The sequence below is a fragment of the Nonomuraea sp. CA-218870 genome (assembly GCF_050936535.1).
In the GTDB taxonomy this organism is placed as follows: Bacteria; Actinomycetota; Actinomycetes; order Streptosporangiales; family Streptosporangiaceae; genus Nonomuraea; species Nonomuraea corallina.
Genome location: NZ_JBNJMN010000001.1, coordinates 4605364 through 4621327, shown reverse-complemented (window position 1 = coordinate 4621327; position 15964 = coordinate 4605364). Strand labels below are relative to the sequence as shown.

Sequence of the window (15964 nt, the reverse complement as noted above, 5' to 3'; positions counted from 1 at the left end):
CGACGCGGCGACGGGTACACCGCGCATATGCGCAAGGTATATATGCGGACAAAAATACTGCAACTATGACATATCCGGTTTTACCTGGTTCACCCGGGGTTCCCGCTCCTGGATCCCCTGCCAGGCAAGGGAATCCGAACCCCGGGTAAAATCTGCGGCCCGGCCGGCTCCGTACCCCCGGAAAGCCCTCGAAAGCGTCCAGGGCCGCGTCCCTCACGGCGCCGCGAACGTGCCCTGCCTGCGCACCGTGTGCCAGCGCAACCGCACCCCCAGCAGCGCGGTCGCCACCGACTGGAACACCACCAGATAGATGAGCTGCCGATAGACCACCTGCTGCAGCGGCAGCGCCCACAGCGCCGACACCCGCTCCCCGTCCAGGCGCAGCGCGTACCAGCCGGCGGCGGCCTGCACCGCCACGAACCCGGCCCACAGCGCCACCGCGGGCAGCGGGTCGCCGACGGCCATGTGGTAGACGGCCATCAGGTCGACCACCGGCGCCAGCAACGGCAGCAGCACGTGGAACAGCGACAGGTAGCCCAGGCAGCGGCGGCCGAACGGACCCGGCTCGGCCAGCGCGCGGCGGTGCTTCCACATCGCCTGCATCGTGCCGTAGCACCAGCGGTAGCGCTGCCGCCAGAGCTGGCGCAGCGTCCCGGGCGCCTCCGTCCAGGCGATCGCCCTTTCCTCGTACACCATCCGCCAGCCCGCCCGGCACAGCGCCATCGTCAGGTCCGTGTCCTCGGCCAGCGTGTCGGTGCTCACCCCGCCGACCGTGGCCAGCGCTTCGCGCCGGAACGCGCCGATCGCCCCCGGCACCGTCGGCATGCAGTCGAGCAGCTCGAACGCCCGCCGGTCCAGGTTGAAGCCGATCACGTACTCGACGTGCTGCCAGCGGCCGATGAGCCCGCGCCGGTTGCCGACCTTGGTGTTGCCGCTCACCGCGCCCACGCGCGGGTCGGCGAGCCCGCGCACCAGATGTCCGATCGTGCCGGGCTCGAACACCGTGTCGCCGTCGACCATGACGAGGACGTCGTGGCGCGCGTGCCGGATGCCGGTGTTGAGCGCGACCGCCTTGCCGCCGTTCGGCTGCCTGATCACCCGTACGCCCGGCAGCCGGGCCGCGGCGACGGCCTCGGCGGTGCGGTCGGTGGAGCCGTCGTCCACCACCAGCACCTCCACCGGGCCGGGGTACGCGGTCGCCACGAGCGAGCGCACGGTCGCCGCGATCCCCGCCTCCTCGTTGTAGGCGGGCACGATCACGCTCACCCCCGGCGGGCGGTCCCAGCCTCCGGCCCGTTCCGGGTCGCGCGCGCGGCGGGCGTGCACCCGGGCCAGCGCCACCAGGAGCACCAGCCGGGCCAGCGTCAGCGCCCCGGTGACGAGCAGCACCCACCACAGCGCGGTCGTGAACGCGCCGGCCCCGCGCTGCGCCAGGCCGAGCGCGGTGCCGGCGATCCACGCCGTCTGCCCGGCCGGCCGGTGTGCCGACGGCATGCCGAGCGCGGACGTCAGCGTCTCGGCGCGGTAGCCGGCCCGGTGCAGTTCGCCGAGCAGCCGGTCGACGGCCTCGACCGTCTGGGCGCGGTCGCCGCCGGAGTCGTGCAGCATCACCACCGCGCCGCGCCCCCCGGCCGGAAGCGCGGCCCTGACGATGTGGGACGTGCCCGGCCTGAGCCAGTCCTGGGTGTCGAGGTCGGTCAGCGCGACCAGGTAGCCCTCGCGGCCGAGCGTCTCGAGGCTGTCCCACTGCCCGACGGTGATGGTGTCCGGGGTCGAGGAGTACGGGGGACGGGCCAGCGTCGTCTGCAGGCCCGTGGCTCCGGCCAGCGCCTTCTGCGTGAGGCTCATCTCCAGCTCGGCCCGCCAGGTGGGGATGGTGGCCAGGTCGGGATGGGTGTAGGTGTGGTTGCCGAGTTCGTGACCCTCGGCGACGATCCGGCGGGTCAGCTCGGGATGGGCGGCGATCCGCGAGCCGACCGCGAAGAACGTCGCCTTGGCCCCGTGCGCCTTCAGCACGTCGAGCAGTCGCGGCGTCCACACGGGATCGGGCCCGTCGTCGAACGTCAGCGCCACCGTGCGGGGCTTCAGCCGGGCGCTGGACGGCTCGTCGCCGGTCAGGTTGAGCACCGGGCCGCCCCGGCGCAGCGGCTCCAGCCAGGCCGCCGGGTCGCCGCCCTTGGGCGCGGGCCCCGTCTCGCCGGAGACGTTCTTGACGAAGCCGTCGAGCACCAGCGCGCACCCCACCAGCGCCATCCCGGTGAGCAGCATCAGCCAGTGACCCGAGGGCTCGCCGGCCCGCCGCCGCGCCCGTCTCCTGACCTCATGACCGCCTGCCCGCGCAGGCCGGCGGGCCGCGCCGGGGCGGGGACGGCGCCGGCGTCGCCGGGTGAGGGTCACGCCGGTGCGCCGGAAGCGATGGCGGCCTGGCCCGGCGAAGGCGGCCCGGAGGGTTCGGGGGCCTCGGCCGGCTCGGACTCGCGGGGCGGCCCGAGGTCACGGGTCACACTGGGCTCCGGCTCCGGCGCTCCCCGCGTCTCGCGCCCGGTCGCCGGTGCCGTCTCCCGCGGCTCGGGCGTGCGCGACGGCCGCGCGGACGTGGTGGCGGGCGGGGCCGACCGGCGCGTCGGGCGCGTACGGGAGGGCGCGGCCGACGCGCGAGGGCCGGGCTCCCGCCGGGACGCGGACCGGGACGGCGCCCGCGGGGTCCTGGACGCGGCGGAGGACGGTTCGCGCCCGGCGGCGGCGTCGTCGAAGATCGTGGCGGACGGGTTCGCAGGCCATCCGGGCCAGCCGTCGTCCGACAGCGGCGTGTCCGCGAGCACCGCGCCCACGAGCGTCGCCGTCATCGTGAGGGCGAGCACGCTGAGCAGGACCGCACCCGCCGTGAACCACCTCCTCCGCCGGCCGCTGTGGTCGACGAAGACCGCGCCGTCAGGGCGCGCGGGTTCTTCTCGGAGAGAAGCAAGGGGGGTCATATAGCCTGCTTTAGGGAGGAATCGGGCATAAGCGTAGCTGATTTCCGCAGGTCCACGTGCTGCCGGCTCCTCGCCCGAACCCGTGTTCGTCAAGAGAGCGGCAGGAGTCCCGCTCGCGGGTCGTCGCGTCGCGGCCGCCGCCCGGCCACGCATCCCTGACAGGATGCGGTCATGACGACACCGCCCCTGAGCCCGGATGAGCTGCTCACCACCACCCGCAGCGTCCGCAAGCGCCTCGACCTGAGCCGTCCCGTGCCGCTGGACCTCGTACGCGAGTGCCTGGAGATCGCCCTCCAGGCGCCCAGCGGCGGCAACAGCCAGGGCTGGCACTGGGTCGTCGTGACCGACCCCGATCTGCGCGCCAGGATCGGCGAGTACTACGGGCGCGCCACCCGCTCCTATCTCGCGTCCAAGGCGTCCGCCGGGAACCTGTTCCAGGACGACCCGGACCGGGCGGCGACGCAGCGGCGCGTCTCCGACAGCGCCGCCCATCTGGGCGAACACATGGGGGAGGTGCCGGTGCTGGTGATCCCGTGCATCGAGCTGCCCGGCGGCCGGTTGCCCGAGGGGAGTCAGGCGGGGCTGTGGGGGTCGCTGCTCCCGGCCGCGTGGAGCTACATGCTCGCGGCGCGGGCGCGCGGTCTCGGCACCGCCTGGACGACGCTCCATCTGGCGTACGAGGCCGAGGTGGCCGAGCTGCTCGGCCTGCCGGCCGGGGTCCGGCAGGGCGTCCTCATCCCGACCGCCTACTACACCGGCGACACCTTCAAACCGGCCCCCCGGGTGCCGCTCGACCGGGTGCTCCACCTCGACGGCTGGACCTGAGCGAGTTTCAACCTTATTTTCCTACCAAATGTGTGGGATAATGGCCGGGTGAGCCTGGACAAGACCCGTCCTCAGAGCGCCCGAGCCGACTCGCCGCTGAGCGCCGCCATCCTGGCCGGGCGGTGGATCCGATCCGCCGCCGTGGACGGCGGGCAGGGCAGGCACTGGCTGGCCAACCCCGACCCGCGCGGCAGGTCGGCGGTCACCGCCGAGCCGTCCTCGCTCTACTCGGGCGCGGCCGGCATCGTGCTGTTCTTCCTGGAGCTGGCCGCCGCCACCGGCCACGAGGCGTACCTGGAGGACGCCCGGGCCGGGGCGCGCCGGCTCGCCGCCACCTGGCGCGAGCAGCGCGACCTCACGCTGTACCACGGGCTGGCCGGCACGATGGTGGCGCTCATGGAGGCCGGGTGGGCGCTCGGGGACGAGCTGTTCGAGGTGGAGGCGGCGGCCATCGCCGACCACCTCGTCAGCAAGGGCCGCGCGGCGGGCGACGGCGTGGCCTGGTCCCGCGAGCCGGCCCAGCGCGGCGACGGCGGCATCGTCCTGGCCCTGCTGCGCGCCGCCGCCCACTTCGGCGCGCCCGCCTACGAGGAGGCCGCCGTCGAGGCCGGGCTGCGCATCGCCGCCCTGCCCGTGCCCGGCCACCGGTTCGGCGAGTGCGCCGACCTGCCGCTGGACGCGGTCACGCCCGGCTTCCTGGCCGGCACCGCCGGCACCGCCTTCCTGCTCGCCCGGCTGTACGGGGTGACGGGGGAGCAGGTCTTCCTGCGGGCCGCGCGGCGCGGCGCCGGCTTCGTCCGTGAACTGAGCGTCGTGACCGGCAGCTGCGCGGTCGTCCCGCACCACGTGCCGCAGGCCAGGCGGCTGCACTATCTCGGTTTCTGCTCGGGGTCGGCGGGCGTGGCCAGGATGTTCTACGAGCTGCACCGGGTGGGCGGCGACCCGGGCGACCTGGAGTGGGTGGAGCGGCTCGCGGCCGGCATCGTGGGCAGCGGCGCTCCCCGCCGGCGCACCGACGGCTACTGGAACGTGGCCTGCCAGTGCTGCGGCACCGCGGGCCTGCTGGAGCTCTTCACCGGGCTGTGGGCCGCGACCGGGCGGCGCGCGCACCTGACCTTCGCCCGCTCGCTCGCCGACGACCTGATCGGCCGGGCCACCGACCACGACGGCCGGGGCTACCGCTGGTACCAGGCGTACCGGCGGCTGCGGCCGGGCGAGGTGACGGCCGACACCGGTTACCTGGTCGGCGCGGCCGGCATCGGGGCGGCGCTGCTCCATCTGGACGCCGCGGAGCACGCGCGCCGCGTCATCCTCCTGCCCGACAACCCGTTCCCCGCCATCCCGGTGCCGCCGCACGCGCTCGGCTGAGCCGGCGCGTCCAGCCCGCCCGACCGGCCCGACCGGCCCGCCTGTCCAGCGAAAGGAGTCAGCCATGCCCGCATCACGCGTGTCAGACAGGAACGGAGTCATGATCACCCCGAGCGAGCCCGAGTATCCCGGCGACGTCCACTGGTACGACCTCCCGGACGACGAGGCCGAACTCGAGGAGACCCCCGCACCGGTGAGCCGGTTGCGGCGCTTCATCCCTTTCATTCCCTGATCCTCCGGAGGATCGCATGAGCCTCGTCGTCCTGGTCGGCAACCCCCGTGAAGCCTCCCGTACCCGTGCCGCCGCGGTCGAGGCCGCCGGGGCCGTGGGGGAGCGGATCGGGGTGCCGCCGCCGTACGACGTCGTCGACCTGGCCGGTCTCGCGCCGCACCTGCTGTCGCCCGTCCGTTCGCCCGGCGTGGAGTCGGCGCTGGAGCGGGTCGCCGGGGCGAGCGTGCTGGTGGTGGCGAGCCCCACCTACAAGGGCACCTACACCGGCCTGCTCAAGGTGTTCCTGGACCGGCTGCCGCCCCGGGCGCTGGCCGGCACGACGGCGCTGCCGCTGCTGATGATGGGTGACCCGGCGCACTCGCCGGCGGTGGAGGTGCATCTGCGGCCGTTGCTGGTGGAGCTCGGCGCCCTGGTGCCCACCCCCGGCCTGGCCCTGCTGGAGTCCCAGCTCCCGGAGCTGACGGAGGTGCTGGCGGCCTGGGCTGACCGGGTCGCGCCCCAGGCCGGTATCCCTTCCGAGAAAGTAGGGATAGAAGGCTTGACGCCTCCTCCCGCCTGAATCATCATTAACCCTACAAGTTAAGTAGGATAAATCGGAAAGGGTCGATCGTGCGAGCACTCCTCCTGCTCGGGCTGGTGGGTTTCGCGGCCCAGCTCGTCGACGGAAGCCTGGGCATGGCCTACGGCGTCACCTCAACCACGCTCCTCCTGGCGATCGGCACCAACCCGGCCGCGGCCTCGGCCACCGTGCACCTGGCCGAGATCGGCACCACCCTGGCCTCGGGCTTCTCCCACTGGCGCTTCGGGAACGTCGACTGGAAGGTCGTCGGCAAGATCGGTGTGCCGGGCGCGATCGGCGCCTTCGCCGGCGCGACGTTCCTGTCCAGCCTGTCGACCGAGGTCGCCGCCCCGGTCATGTCGCTGATCCTGCTGACGCTGGGCGTCTACATCCTGATCAGGTTCACCGCCTTCGGCCTGCCGCGCGGCAACCTGGGCAAGCCGCTGCGCAAGCGCTTCCTGACCCCGCTGGGCCTGTTCGCCGGCTTCGTGGACTCGACGGGCGGCGGCGGCTGGGGCCCGGTGGGCACCCCCGCCATCCTGGCCAGCGGCCGGCTGGCGCCGCGCAAGGTGATCGGGTCGATCGACGCCTCGGAGTTCCTGGTGGCCATCGCGGCCAGCGTCGGCTTCTTCGTCGGCCTCGGCTCGGAGAACATCGACTTCTCCTGGGTGGCCGTGCTGCTGATCGGCGGCGTGATCGCCGCCCCGATCGCCGCGTGGCTGGTGCGCCACATCCCGCCGCGCATCCTCGGCTCGGCCGTGGGCGGCCTCATCATCCTGACCAACGTGCGCACGCTGCTGCGCAGCGACTGGATCGACGCCCCCGGCGGCGTGCAGACCGTCGCGTACCTGACCATCGCCCTCATCTGGGCCGCCGCGATCGGCTACTCGGTGCGCGAGTACCGCAAGCACAAGGCCCAGGAGTCGGTGGAGGCGTACGAGGAAGAGCTGCGCAAGCAGGAGCCCACCACCTCCGCCTGACGCGCCCGACGTGCCCGACGTCCCCCGGACCGCCTGAAGGCCCGGCCCCCCGACCAGGGGCGCCGGGCCTTTTCCGACCATCACGGGAACCCATGAGAATCTCCGCACGCACCCAGTACGCCCTCGCCGCCATGCTCGCCCTCGCGGAGGCCGACGGCCCGGTGCACGCCGAGCGGGTGGCCGACTCGCAGGAGATCCCCCGCAGGTTCTGCGACAACATCCTGCTCCAGCTGCGCCGCGCCGGGCTCCTGAACAGCCAGCGCGGGCCGGACGGCGGCTACTGGCTGGCCCGTCCCGCCGCCGAGATCTCCCTGGCCGACGTCATCCGCGTGACCGAGGGAGTCGAGCAGGCCACGCGCAGGTTCCCCCGGGCCGCCGCGCCCCTGGACGCGATCTGGGAGCGGCTGCGCGACCACGAGCACACCCTGCTCAGCGAGGTCACGCTCGCGGACGTCATGTCCCGGTCGGCGTCCTCCTAGCTCCATCCGCCCCCGCCCTCCGGGCACCGCCGAGGCTATTTCATAGTTTTCTGGTAGGTTATACTAGGTTTCGTTCTCGTTCCGCTCCTGAAGGGCGTTCCCCCATGTCACCATCCAGACTGCGATCCACCGCCGTGGCCGGCGCCGCCATGCTCGCCGTCGTGGGGCTGCTCGGCGCCTGTGGCGGTGCGGGCCCCGCCGGGGCGGCGCAGGCCGCCGGGCAGCCGGTCTACGGCGGCACCCTCACCTACCTGGAGCACCAGCCGCCGACCTGCCTCTACCTGCCGGCCGCCGGGTTCTATCCCAACGGCGGCATCCTCAACCAGATCACCGACAAGCTCACCTGGCAGAACCCCGAGACCCTCGAGATCGAACCGTGGATCGCCACCCGGTGGGAGATCGACGAGGACGCCACCACCTACACCTTCCACCTGCGCGACGGGGTGACCTTCAGCGACGGCACCCCGCTCGACGCCGAGGCCGTCGCGGCCAACTTCGACGTGTACGGACGCGGCGACGACAAGCTCAAGCTGCCGGTCGCCGAGTTCGTCAACAACTACGAGCGCAGCGAGGTCGTCGACCGGCTGACCGTCAGGTTCCACTTCGACAAGCCCTCGCCCGGCTTCCTGCAGGGCACCTCCGTCATCGGCGCCGGCCTGGTCTCCAAGAAGACGATCTCGCTGCCGTACGAGGAGCAGTGCCGGCTCAAGAACATCGTCGGCTCCGGCCCCTTCACCGTGAAGCACCAGATCGTCGACAAGGAGGTGCACCTGGCCGCCCGTGAGGACTACGCCTGGGCGCCGCCCTCGTCCGAGCACCAGGGCCGGGCGTACCTGGACGAAATCAAGATCATCGTGACGCCGGAGGACAACGTGCGGGTCGGCGCCCTCACCTCCGGGCAGGCCGACTTCGTGCGCTACGTGCAGGCCTACGACGAGGAGACCGTCAAGAGCGCCGGCTTCACGATCTACGCCGAGCCCACCAGAGGCGTCAACAACGGCCTCTACCTGCGGCCGGGCAACAGCATCCTGAAGGACCCGGACGTCCGCAGGGCGCTGCTGGCGGGCACGGACGCCAAGGAGGTCGTGGAGACCCTGTTCACGCCCAGCTACCCGGTCGCCACCTCGGTGCTCAGCCACCTCGCCCAGGGGTACGTGAACCTGTCCGGCCGGCTCGCCCACGACCCCGGCAAGGCCGGCGCGCTGCTCGACAAGGCCGGCTGGACCCGCGGCGCCGACGGCGTCCGGGAGAAGGACGGCCGCGAGCTGCGGCTCGGCGTGTTCGTCGCCGGCCCGCAGCCGCTGTCGAAGCAGACGCTGGAGCTGATCGGCCAGCAGTGGGCCAAGCTCGGCGTCGAGCTGGAGATCCGCCCCGCCGACGCCGGGACCCAGGCCGTGGACATCAAGGACGCCGAGAAGACGCCCCTGCAGCACTCCATGGTGGGCCGCGCCGACCAGGACGTGATCAAGAGCCACTTCCACAGCGAGAACCGCGACGCCATCCTGTCCGAGGACGAGAAGCTGGACCGCCTGCTGGAGGAGCAGTCGGCCGAGCCCGACCCCGCCAAGCGCAACGCCAAGGTCGCCGAGATCCAGCGCTACCTGGTCGACCAGGCCTACGCCATCCCCCTGTTCGAGGAGCCGCAGGTCTACGGCGGAGCCCCGCACGTGCACGGGATCGCCTTCGAGGCCGTGGCCAGGCCCTGGTTCTACTCCACCTGGAAGTCGGGCGCGAACTAGCGATGGCGCGTTACGTCCTGTTCAGGGCCGGGCAGGCGGTCCTCGTGCTGTGGGCGGCCTTCACCGCCGCGTACGTCCTGCTCCAGCTGCTGCCCGGCGACTCCGTACTGATCAAGTTCCAGAACCCCGAGCTGGGGCTGTCGCCGCAGCAGATCGCCGAGATCCGCGCCCACTACGACGCCGGACGGTCGGCCGCGGCGGCCTACCTCGACACGCTGTCCGGGTTCCTGCGCGGCAGCTTCGGCTACTCGATCGACACCGGCACGCCGGTGGTCGACCGGCTCGCCGAGGCGCTGCCGGAGACGGCCAGGCTCGCCTCGGCCGCGTTCGGGCTCGCCGTGCTCATGGCCGTGGTCCTGGCGTTCGCGGCCGCCTCCAGCCGGACCTCGTGGATCAGGGGCGCGCTGCTGTCGATGCCGTCGGTGTTCGTGTCCGTGCCGGTGTTCTGGCTGGGCATCCTGCTCATCCAGGTCTTCTCGTTCCGGCTCGGCCTGGTCCCCGTCATCGGCGGCAGCACGACCCAGCAGCTCATCCTGCCCGTGCTGACCCTCGCCGTGCCCATCTCGGCGCCCATCGCGCAGGTGCTGGCCCGCGCCATCGACCAGGTCCGGGCGCAGCCGTTCGTGCCCGTGGTGGCGGCCAAGGGCGCGTCGCGGCGGTGGATCCTGTGGCGGCACGTGGCGCGCAACGCGACGCTGCCCACGCTCACCATGGCCGGGCTCGTCCTCGGCGAGCTCATCGCGGGCTCCGTCGTCACCGAGACGGTGTTCGGCCGCAACGGCATCGGCCGGCTCACCGAGCAGGCCGTCAACGCGCAGGACACGCCGGTGATGCTCGCCGTCGTGGTGCTCGCCGCCACCGTGTTCGTCCTGGTCAACCTGATCGTGGACCTCCTCTACCCGGTGCTCGACCCGCGGCTGAAGGCGGCGTCGTGAAGCGGATCGCCCCAGGGCTCGCCGCCGCCTGGCTGGTGATCGCCGTCGCGCTGCTCTGGGCCGTCGTGCCCGGCCTGTTCACCGCCCACGACCCGATCGCGGGGGTGCCGGCGGAGAAGCTGCTGCCGCCGGGCGGCTCGCACCTGTTCGGCACCGACCCGGTGGGCCGCGACCTGTTCGCCCGCGTGGTCCACGGCTCCGTCCACTCCCTGTCGGGCGCGTTCACCGCCGTCGCGGTCGGCCTGCTGCTGGGCACCACGCTCGGGGTGCTGGCCGGATCGGCCGGCGGGCTGCTCGACGACGCCGTCATGCGGCTGGTCGACGTGCTGCTGGCGGTGCCGGGCCTGCTCCTGGCGCTCACGGTGATCATCCTGCTCGGGCCCGGGACGGTCAACGTCGCCATCGCCGTCGGCACAGGCTCGGTCGCGGCCTTCGCCCGGCTCGCCCGTTCCGAGGTGGTACGGGTGCGCCGCACCGACTACGTGGAGGCCGCGTTCGGCAGCGGCGGCCGCTACCCGGCGGTGCTGTGGCGGCACGTGCTGCCCAACTCACTCGGGCCGGTCGTCGCCCTGGCCGCGCTCCAGTCCGGCCTGGCCATCCTGGCCATCTCCACGCTCGGCTTCCTCGGCTACGGCGCGGAGCCGCCCACGCCCGAATGGGGGCTGCTCATCGCGGAAGGGCGCAACTACCTGGCGACGTCGTGGTGGCTGACCACGCTGCCGGGGACCGTCGTGGTCGCCGTCGTGCTCGCCGTCGGCCGGATCAGCCGCTCGATCGGGAAGGACACCCCATGAGCCTGCTCGACGTCCGCGACCTCGCGGTCTCCTACGACGGACGGCCCGCCGTGGAGGGCGTCTCGTTCATCGTCGGCCCGGGCGAGGTCGTCGCCCTCGTCGGCGAGTCCGGCTCCGGCAAGTCGACCACCGCGCACGCCGTCATCGGCCTGCTGCCCGGCAACGCGACCGTCGACGGCGGGCGGATCCTGTTCGGCGACGCCGACCTGACCACCTGGTCCGCCCGGCGGATGGAGGCGCTGCGCGGCGCCCGGATCGGCCTGGTGCCGCAGGACCCGTCCAACTCGCTGAACCCGGTCAAGACCATCGGCGCCCAGGTCGGCGAGGTCATGCGCATCCACCGGCGGGGCGACCGGCGCGACATCCGGCGGCGGGTCATCGACCTGCTCACCCGCGTCGGCCTGCCCGACCCCGAGGCGCGGGCCCGCCAGTACCCGCACCAGCTGTCCGGCGGCATGCGCCAGCGGGTGCTCATCGCCATCGCCATCGCCCTGCGGCCCAGCCTCGTCATCGCCGACGAGCCGACCAGCGCGCTCGACGTCACCGTGCAGCGGCGCATCCTCGACCTCATCGACGACCTGCGCGCCGAGTACGGCACCGCCGTGCTGCTGGTCACCCACGACCTCGGCGTGGCCGCCTCCCGCTCCGACCGGCTCGTCGTCATGAGGGCCGGCCGGATCGAGGAGCGGGGCCCGACGACCGCCGTCCTCGCCGCCCCCGAGGCGGCCTACACCCAGAGGCTGCTGCGGGACGCGCCCGCGCTGTCCGTACGCGAGTACCGGCAGCCCGCAGAGCCCGCGGCCGAACCCGCGATCGTGGCCCGCGACCTCGTCAAGGAGTTCCGGCTCGGCCGCCGCCCGTTCCGCGCCGTGGACGGCGTCTCCTTCGAGGTGCCGCGCGGCACCACGCACGCGCTGGTGGGGGAGTCCGGCTCCGGCAAGACCACGACCGCGCGGATGGTGGTCCGGTTCGCCGAGCCCACCTCCGGCACGGTGACCGTCCCCGGGGCCGGCGAAGGCCGCCGGTTCCGCCGGCACGTGCAGCTCGTCCACCAGAACCCGTACGGCTCGCTCGACCCGCGCCAGTCCGTGGCCGAGATCGTCGCCGAGCCGCTGCGCAACTTCCGGCTCGGCGACCGCGCGGCCCGCGCCGCCCGGGTCGCCGACCTGCTCGACCGGGTGGCGCTGCCGCGCGACCTGGCCGGGCGCAGACCCCGCGAGCTCTCCGGAGGCCAGCGCCAGCGGGTGGCGATCGCCCGCGCGCTGGCCGTCGAACCCGAGGTGCTCGTGCTCGACGAGGCCGTCTCCGCCCTCGACGTCACCGTGCAGGCCCAGATCCTCGACCTGCTCGAACAGCTCCAGCGCGACCTGGGGCTGACCTACCTGTTCATCTCGCACGACCTCGCCGTCGTGCGGCAGATCTCGCACACCGTCTCCGTCATGAGCGAAGGACGCATCGTGGAATCAGGCACCGCCCGGCAGGTCTTCACCGGCCCGCGCCACCCGTACACCCGAGAACTGCTCGCCGCGATCCCGGAGCCGGTGCGATGAGGCTCGGATTCTTCACCCGGCTGCTCGACGACGCGCCGCCGCACGAGCGTTACCGGCTCGCCGCCGAGCAGATCCGGCACGCCGAGGCCGCCGGGTTCGACACCGCCTGGGTCGCCCAGCACCACTTCGACGGCGACGAGGGCGGGCTGCCCGCGCCCCTGGTGTTCCTCGCGCACGTGGCGGCCACGACCGGCCGCATCCGGCTCGGCACCGGCATCATCACGCTGCCGCTCGAACACCCGCTGCGGGTCGCCGAGGACGCCGCCGTGCTCGACCTCCTGACGGGCGGCCGGCTGGAGGTCGGGGTGGGCAGCGGCGGCACGCCGTCGTCGTTCCCGCCGTTCGGCCGCGACAGCGCCGACCGCGCGTCCCTCTACGCCGACCATCTGGCCGTGCTCCTGGCCGCCTGGTCCGGCGCCGACCTGGGCGGCGGCAAGCGGCTCCACCCGCCGGCGCCGCGACTGCCCGGGGCGGTGTGGGAGGCGACCTTCTCCGCCGCCGGCGGCGCCCGCGCCGGTCGCGCCGGCCACGGCCTCATGCTGTCGCGCACCCAGCCCAGACCCGCCGACCGGCCGCAGGCGACGCTCGCGGAGATCCAGCGGCCCATCGTCGACGCCTACCTGGACAGCCTGCCGCCCGGCGCCGCCCCACGGATCATGGCGTCCCGGACCGCGTTCGTGGCCGACAGCAGGAGCGAGGCGCTGCGCTGGGCCGAACGCGGGCTCGGCCGCGGCAGGCTGCCGTTCGAGCTGCCCGGCGACGACCTCGGCACCCGGATCGCCGCGTTCGACGTGCACGTCGGCACCCCGCAGGACGTCGTCGAGAGCCTGCGCGCCGACCCGACGCTCGACCGCGCCACCGACCTGGTCCTGCAGGTCCACTCCGTCGACCCGCCGCACCCCCTCATCCTCCGCTCGATCGAGCTGCTCGCGACCGAGGTCGCGCCCGCGCTCGGCTGGACCCCCGCCAAGGAAGCGAGCCCCGCATGACCCAGACGCCACGCTCCGGAACCGGGCCGCACCCGCCCGCCGACGTCATCGACCAGCTGGCGGGGATAGACCCCGGCTCGCCGCTCGACCGGCTCCGCCGCCGCCGGCCCGCCACCCGCGAGCACGCCCAGCGCAGCTTCGACGCGCTGTTCGCGCCGGGCCCCGAGGCCGAGGTCCCGATCGTCGAACGCGACGCCGTCGCCGCCTTCGTCGCCACGCTGCACCGCGACGACCCGGCCACCCGCTTCTACACCGACCGGCTGGCCGGGCCCGCGCCCCGGCTGCTGGAGGCGGTGCGGTCCGAGGCCGCGGCCGGCCTCACCACCGGGCCGTACGAGGCGCGTCCCGAGCCCTCGGCCGGTGACGCCGAGGTGACCCGCTACCGGGTGCGCGACCCCGACGCGCTGGGCGTCCGGCTCACCGCCGCGTTCGAGCACGCCCACCTGCTCGTGTTCCGGCCGGGCGAGGCGAGCAGGGACGCGCTCGCCGCGCTGGCCAAGGCCGGCTGGAGCGACACCGGCATCGTCACGCTCGCGCAGCTGGTCGCCTTCCTCAGCTTCCAGATCCGGGTGGCGGCCGGACTGCGGCTGCTCGGCCGTACGGGGGTGGCGGCATGAGCGCCACGACACCGAGCGAGCGTACGGCGGGCGGCACGGGCGTCGCGAGGCCCGGTGAGCGTACGGCGGGGAGCACGGGCGGGTTCACGATGGACCGGCTCGGCTGGGCACCGTGGCTGACGCCGCTGGCGGCGGATGAGCTGACCGAGGAGCACCACGAGGCGCTGGTCGATCGGGCGCGCGCCGCGTCACCGTACTTCCTGCTGCTCGCCCGCGACCCCGGCATCCTGAAGGCGCGCATGCACACCGACAACGACATCTTCCACAACTCCGGCGGAGGGCTGCCACGCGCCGAGCGCGAGCTGGCGGCCACCGCCACCTCGCGTCGCAACGGATGCGTCTTCTGCGCGTCGGTGCACGCCCGGTTCGCCGCCCACTACGCCAAGCGCCCGGACGACGTGCTCCGGCTGCTGGAGGAGGGCGTGCACGCGTCCCAGGACGACAGGTGGCGGGCGATCATCGACGCCTCGGCGGCGATCGCGGCCACCCCCGGCGAGCTAGGCGAGGCCCACGTCGAGGCGCTCCGCGCGGCCGGCCTCGACGACCTGGCGATCAGCGACGTCATCCACGCCGCCGCGTTCTTCAACTGGGCCAACCGGCTCATGCTCTCGCTCGGCGAACCCGTCCAGGAGGACTCATGACACTCGACCACCTCGTCTACGCGGTGCCGGACCTGCGCGCGGGCGTCGCCGCCTTCGCCGCGCGCACCGGCGTCGAGCCCGTGGCGGGAGGCAGCCACCCGGGAGGCACCGCCAACCACCTCGTCGGCCTCGGGCCCGGCTCCTACCTGGAGATCATCGGCCCCGACCCGGACCAGCCCGGCGCGAGGCCGCGGGCGTTCGGCCTGGAGACGCTGCGCGAGCCGCGCCTGGTCGCGTGGGCGATCAGGCCCGGCGACCTCGACGAGACGGTCCGGCAGGCGCGCGAGCACGGCTACGACCCGGGCGACGTCCACCCGTTGTCCCGGCGCACGCCCGACGGTCTTCTGCTGGAGTGGCGGCTCACCCGGCGGGACGACCCGGCCGCGGTCAGGCCGGTGCCGTTCCTCATCGACTGGGGCGACACCCCGCACCCGTCGGACTCCGGTCTGCCCCAGCTGACACTGGAGTCCCTGACCGCCTCCCACCCCGACCCCGGCGCGCTCCGCCGCGATCTGTCGGCGGTCGGCGCCCGGCTCGACGTGACCGAGGACCGCGACCCCGCGTTGCGCGCCGTCCTCGCCACCCCGAACGGCCCCCTCACCCTCACCTGACCACCCCAGCCCCACTCCGCGCCACCGGACCCGGCATCGGAACGAGAGAGCATGAGCACCCTTCGCGAGTACCTGTCCCAGAAGCGCGCCGCCCTGCTGGCCCGCCGCGCCGCCCCTTCCGGCGGTCCGGTGGCCCTGCACGCCCACGTCACGGCCGAGGGCCGCAGCGGGGTACGGCGCATCCGCATCCGCGACCACCGGATCATCAGTGACAGCGGCCCCGACTTCGCCGGCTACGACCTCGGCCCCGGCTCACCGGAGCTGCAGGCGGGCGTGCTGGGCAGCTGCGTCACGCACATCTTCCTGATCAAGGCCGCCGAGCTGGAGGTGCCGCTGGACGCCCTGGAGGTGGACGTGCGGGCCGAGTACGACCCCAGGGCCCAGCAGCCCGGCCAGAGCGACGTCCCGGTCCATCCGTACGGCTTCCGCTACGAGGTGCTGATCGACTCGCCCGCCTCCGACGAGGAGCTGGACCGGCTGCACGCCGAGGTGGAGCGGGTCTGCCCGATCCTCAACCTGCTCCGGTCTCCCCAGCAGATCAGCGGCTCGATCGTGCGGTCACAGCCGGCGGCGGCCTGACCGATGCGGCGGGGGCCGGGCGCGCACCCGGCCCACGACGCCTGTCCCTCCGCCTGGGCAGGAGGGACAGTCCGGCTCTTGACAAACGGTT

Annotated in this window: 17 protein-coding genes; 15 read left to right on the top strand and 2 right to left on the bottom strand. The window is 73.7% G+C overall.

Annotated elements, in window-relative coordinates:
- Window positions 1-213: 213 nt before the first annotated feature.
- Window positions 214-2268 carry a bifunctional polysaccharide deacetylase/glycosyltransferase family 2 protein gene (locus ACQEUU_RS22365; RefSeq protein WP_433068783.1) on the bottom strand — a complete coding sequence of 685 codons (2055 nt, stop codon included), beginning with the start codon at window positions 2266-2268 and terminating at the stop codon, window positions 214-216.
- A gap of 125 nt (window positions 2269-2393) precedes the next feature.
- Window positions 2394-2975, bottom strand: coding sequence for a hypothetical protein (locus tag ACQEUU_RS22360; protein WP_433068781.1), 582 nt, complete (start codon window positions 2973-2975; stop codon window positions 2394-2396).
- A gap of 171 nt (window positions 2976-3146) precedes the next feature.
- Between ACQEUU_RS22360 and ACQEUU_RS22355 the strand changes: the two genes are divergently transcribed.
- From ACQEUU_RS22355 to ACQEUU_RS22285, 15 genes are all read left to right on the top strand, one after another.
- A complete protein-coding gene (locus ACQEUU_RS22355) occupies window positions 3147-3800 on the top strand; it encodes a nitroreductase family protein (protein ID WP_433068779.1) in 654 nt (217 codons plus the stop codon).
- 48 nt (window positions 3801-3848) lie between these two features.
- Entirely contained in the window at window positions 3849-5168 is a 1320-nt protein-coding gene (locus ACQEUU_RS22350) for a lanthionine synthetase LanC family protein (protein WP_433068777.1), read from the top strand.
- 100 nt (window positions 5169-5268) lie between these two features.
- Window positions 5269-5400, top strand: coding sequence for a hypothetical protein (locus tag ACQEUU_RS22345; protein WP_433068775.1), 132 nt, complete (start codon window positions 5269-5271; stop codon window positions 5398-5400).
- 16 nt (window positions 5401-5416) lie between these two features.
- Window positions 5417-5959 (top strand): NADPH-dependent FMN reductase, encoded by a 543-nt coding sequence (locus tag ACQEUU_RS22340; protein WP_433068774.1) that lies wholly within the window; start codon window positions 5417-5419, stop codon window positions 5957-5959.
- Between the two features lie 50 nt (window positions 5960-6009).
- Window positions 6010-6939 (top strand): sulfite exporter TauE/SafE family protein, encoded by a 930-nt coding sequence (locus tag ACQEUU_RS22335; protein ID WP_433068772.1) that lies wholly within the window; start codon window positions 6010-6012, stop codon window positions 6937-6939.
- Between the two features lie 92 nt (window positions 6940-7031).
- Window positions 7032-7418, top strand: coding sequence for an RrF2 family transcriptional regulator (locus ACQEUU_RS22330; protein ID WP_433068770.1), 387 nt, complete (start codon window positions 7032-7034; stop codon window positions 7416-7418).
- Window positions 7419-7522: 104 nt separating this feature from the next.
- Entirely contained in the window at window positions 7523-9157 is a 1635-nt protein-coding gene (locus ACQEUU_RS22325; protein ID WP_433068769.1) for a TIGR04028 family ABC transporter substrate-binding protein, read from the top strand.
- Window positions 9158-9159: 2 nt separating this feature from the next.
- Window positions 9160-10092: an ABC transporter permease gene (locus ACQEUU_RS22320; protein WP_433068767.1), complete on the top strand. Its 933-nt coding sequence runs from the start codon at window positions 9160-9162 to the stop codon at window positions 10090-10092.
- The gene (locus ACQEUU_RS22315; RefSeq protein WP_433068765.1) at window positions 10089-10886 is read left to right on the top strand and encodes an ABC transporter permease; all 798 of its coding nucleotides are present in this window, start codon (window positions 10089-10091) and stop codon (window positions 10884-10886) included. The genes ACQEUU_RS22320 and ACQEUU_RS22315 overlap by 4 nt, the downstream gene beginning before the upstream one ends.
- A complete protein-coding gene (locus ACQEUU_RS22310; protein ID WP_433068763.1) occupies window positions 10883-12436 on the top strand; it encodes a dipeptide ABC transporter ATP-binding protein in 1554 nt (517 codons plus the stop codon). The genes ACQEUU_RS22315 and ACQEUU_RS22310 overlap by 4 nt, the downstream gene beginning before the upstream one ends.
- A complete protein-coding gene (locus tag ACQEUU_RS22305; RefSeq protein WP_433068762.1) occupies window positions 12433-13425 on the top strand; it encodes a putative FMN-dependent luciferase-like monooxygenase in 993 nt (330 codons plus the stop codon). The genes ACQEUU_RS22310 and ACQEUU_RS22305 overlap by 4 nt, the downstream gene beginning before the upstream one ends.
- Complete coding sequence (locus ACQEUU_RS22300) at window positions 13422-14042, top strand: CMD domain protein (RefSeq protein ID WP_433068761.1); 621 nt, start codon at window positions 13422-13424, stop codon at window positions 14040-14042. The genes ACQEUU_RS22305 and ACQEUU_RS22300 overlap by 4 nt, the downstream gene beginning before the upstream one ends.
- Entirely contained in the window at window positions 14039-14683 is a 645-nt protein-coding gene (locus tag ACQEUU_RS22295; protein WP_433068759.1) for an alkylhydroperoxidase domain protein, read from the top strand. Before ACQEUU_RS22300 ends, ACQEUU_RS22295 begins: the two co-directional genes overlap by 4 nt.
- Window positions 14680-15294, top strand: coding sequence for a VOC family protein (locus ACQEUU_RS22290; protein WP_433068757.1), 615 nt, complete (start codon window positions 14680-14682; stop codon window positions 15292-15294). Before ACQEUU_RS22295 ends, ACQEUU_RS22290 begins: the two co-directional genes overlap by 4 nt.
- A gap of 51 nt (window positions 15295-15345) precedes the next feature.
- Window positions 15346-15873, top strand: a complete 528-nt coding sequence (locus tag ACQEUU_RS22285) for an OsmC family protein (protein ID WP_433068755.1) — start codon at window positions 15346-15348, stop codon at window positions 15871-15873.
- The last annotated feature ends 91 nt before the right edge of the window (window positions 15874-15964 follow it).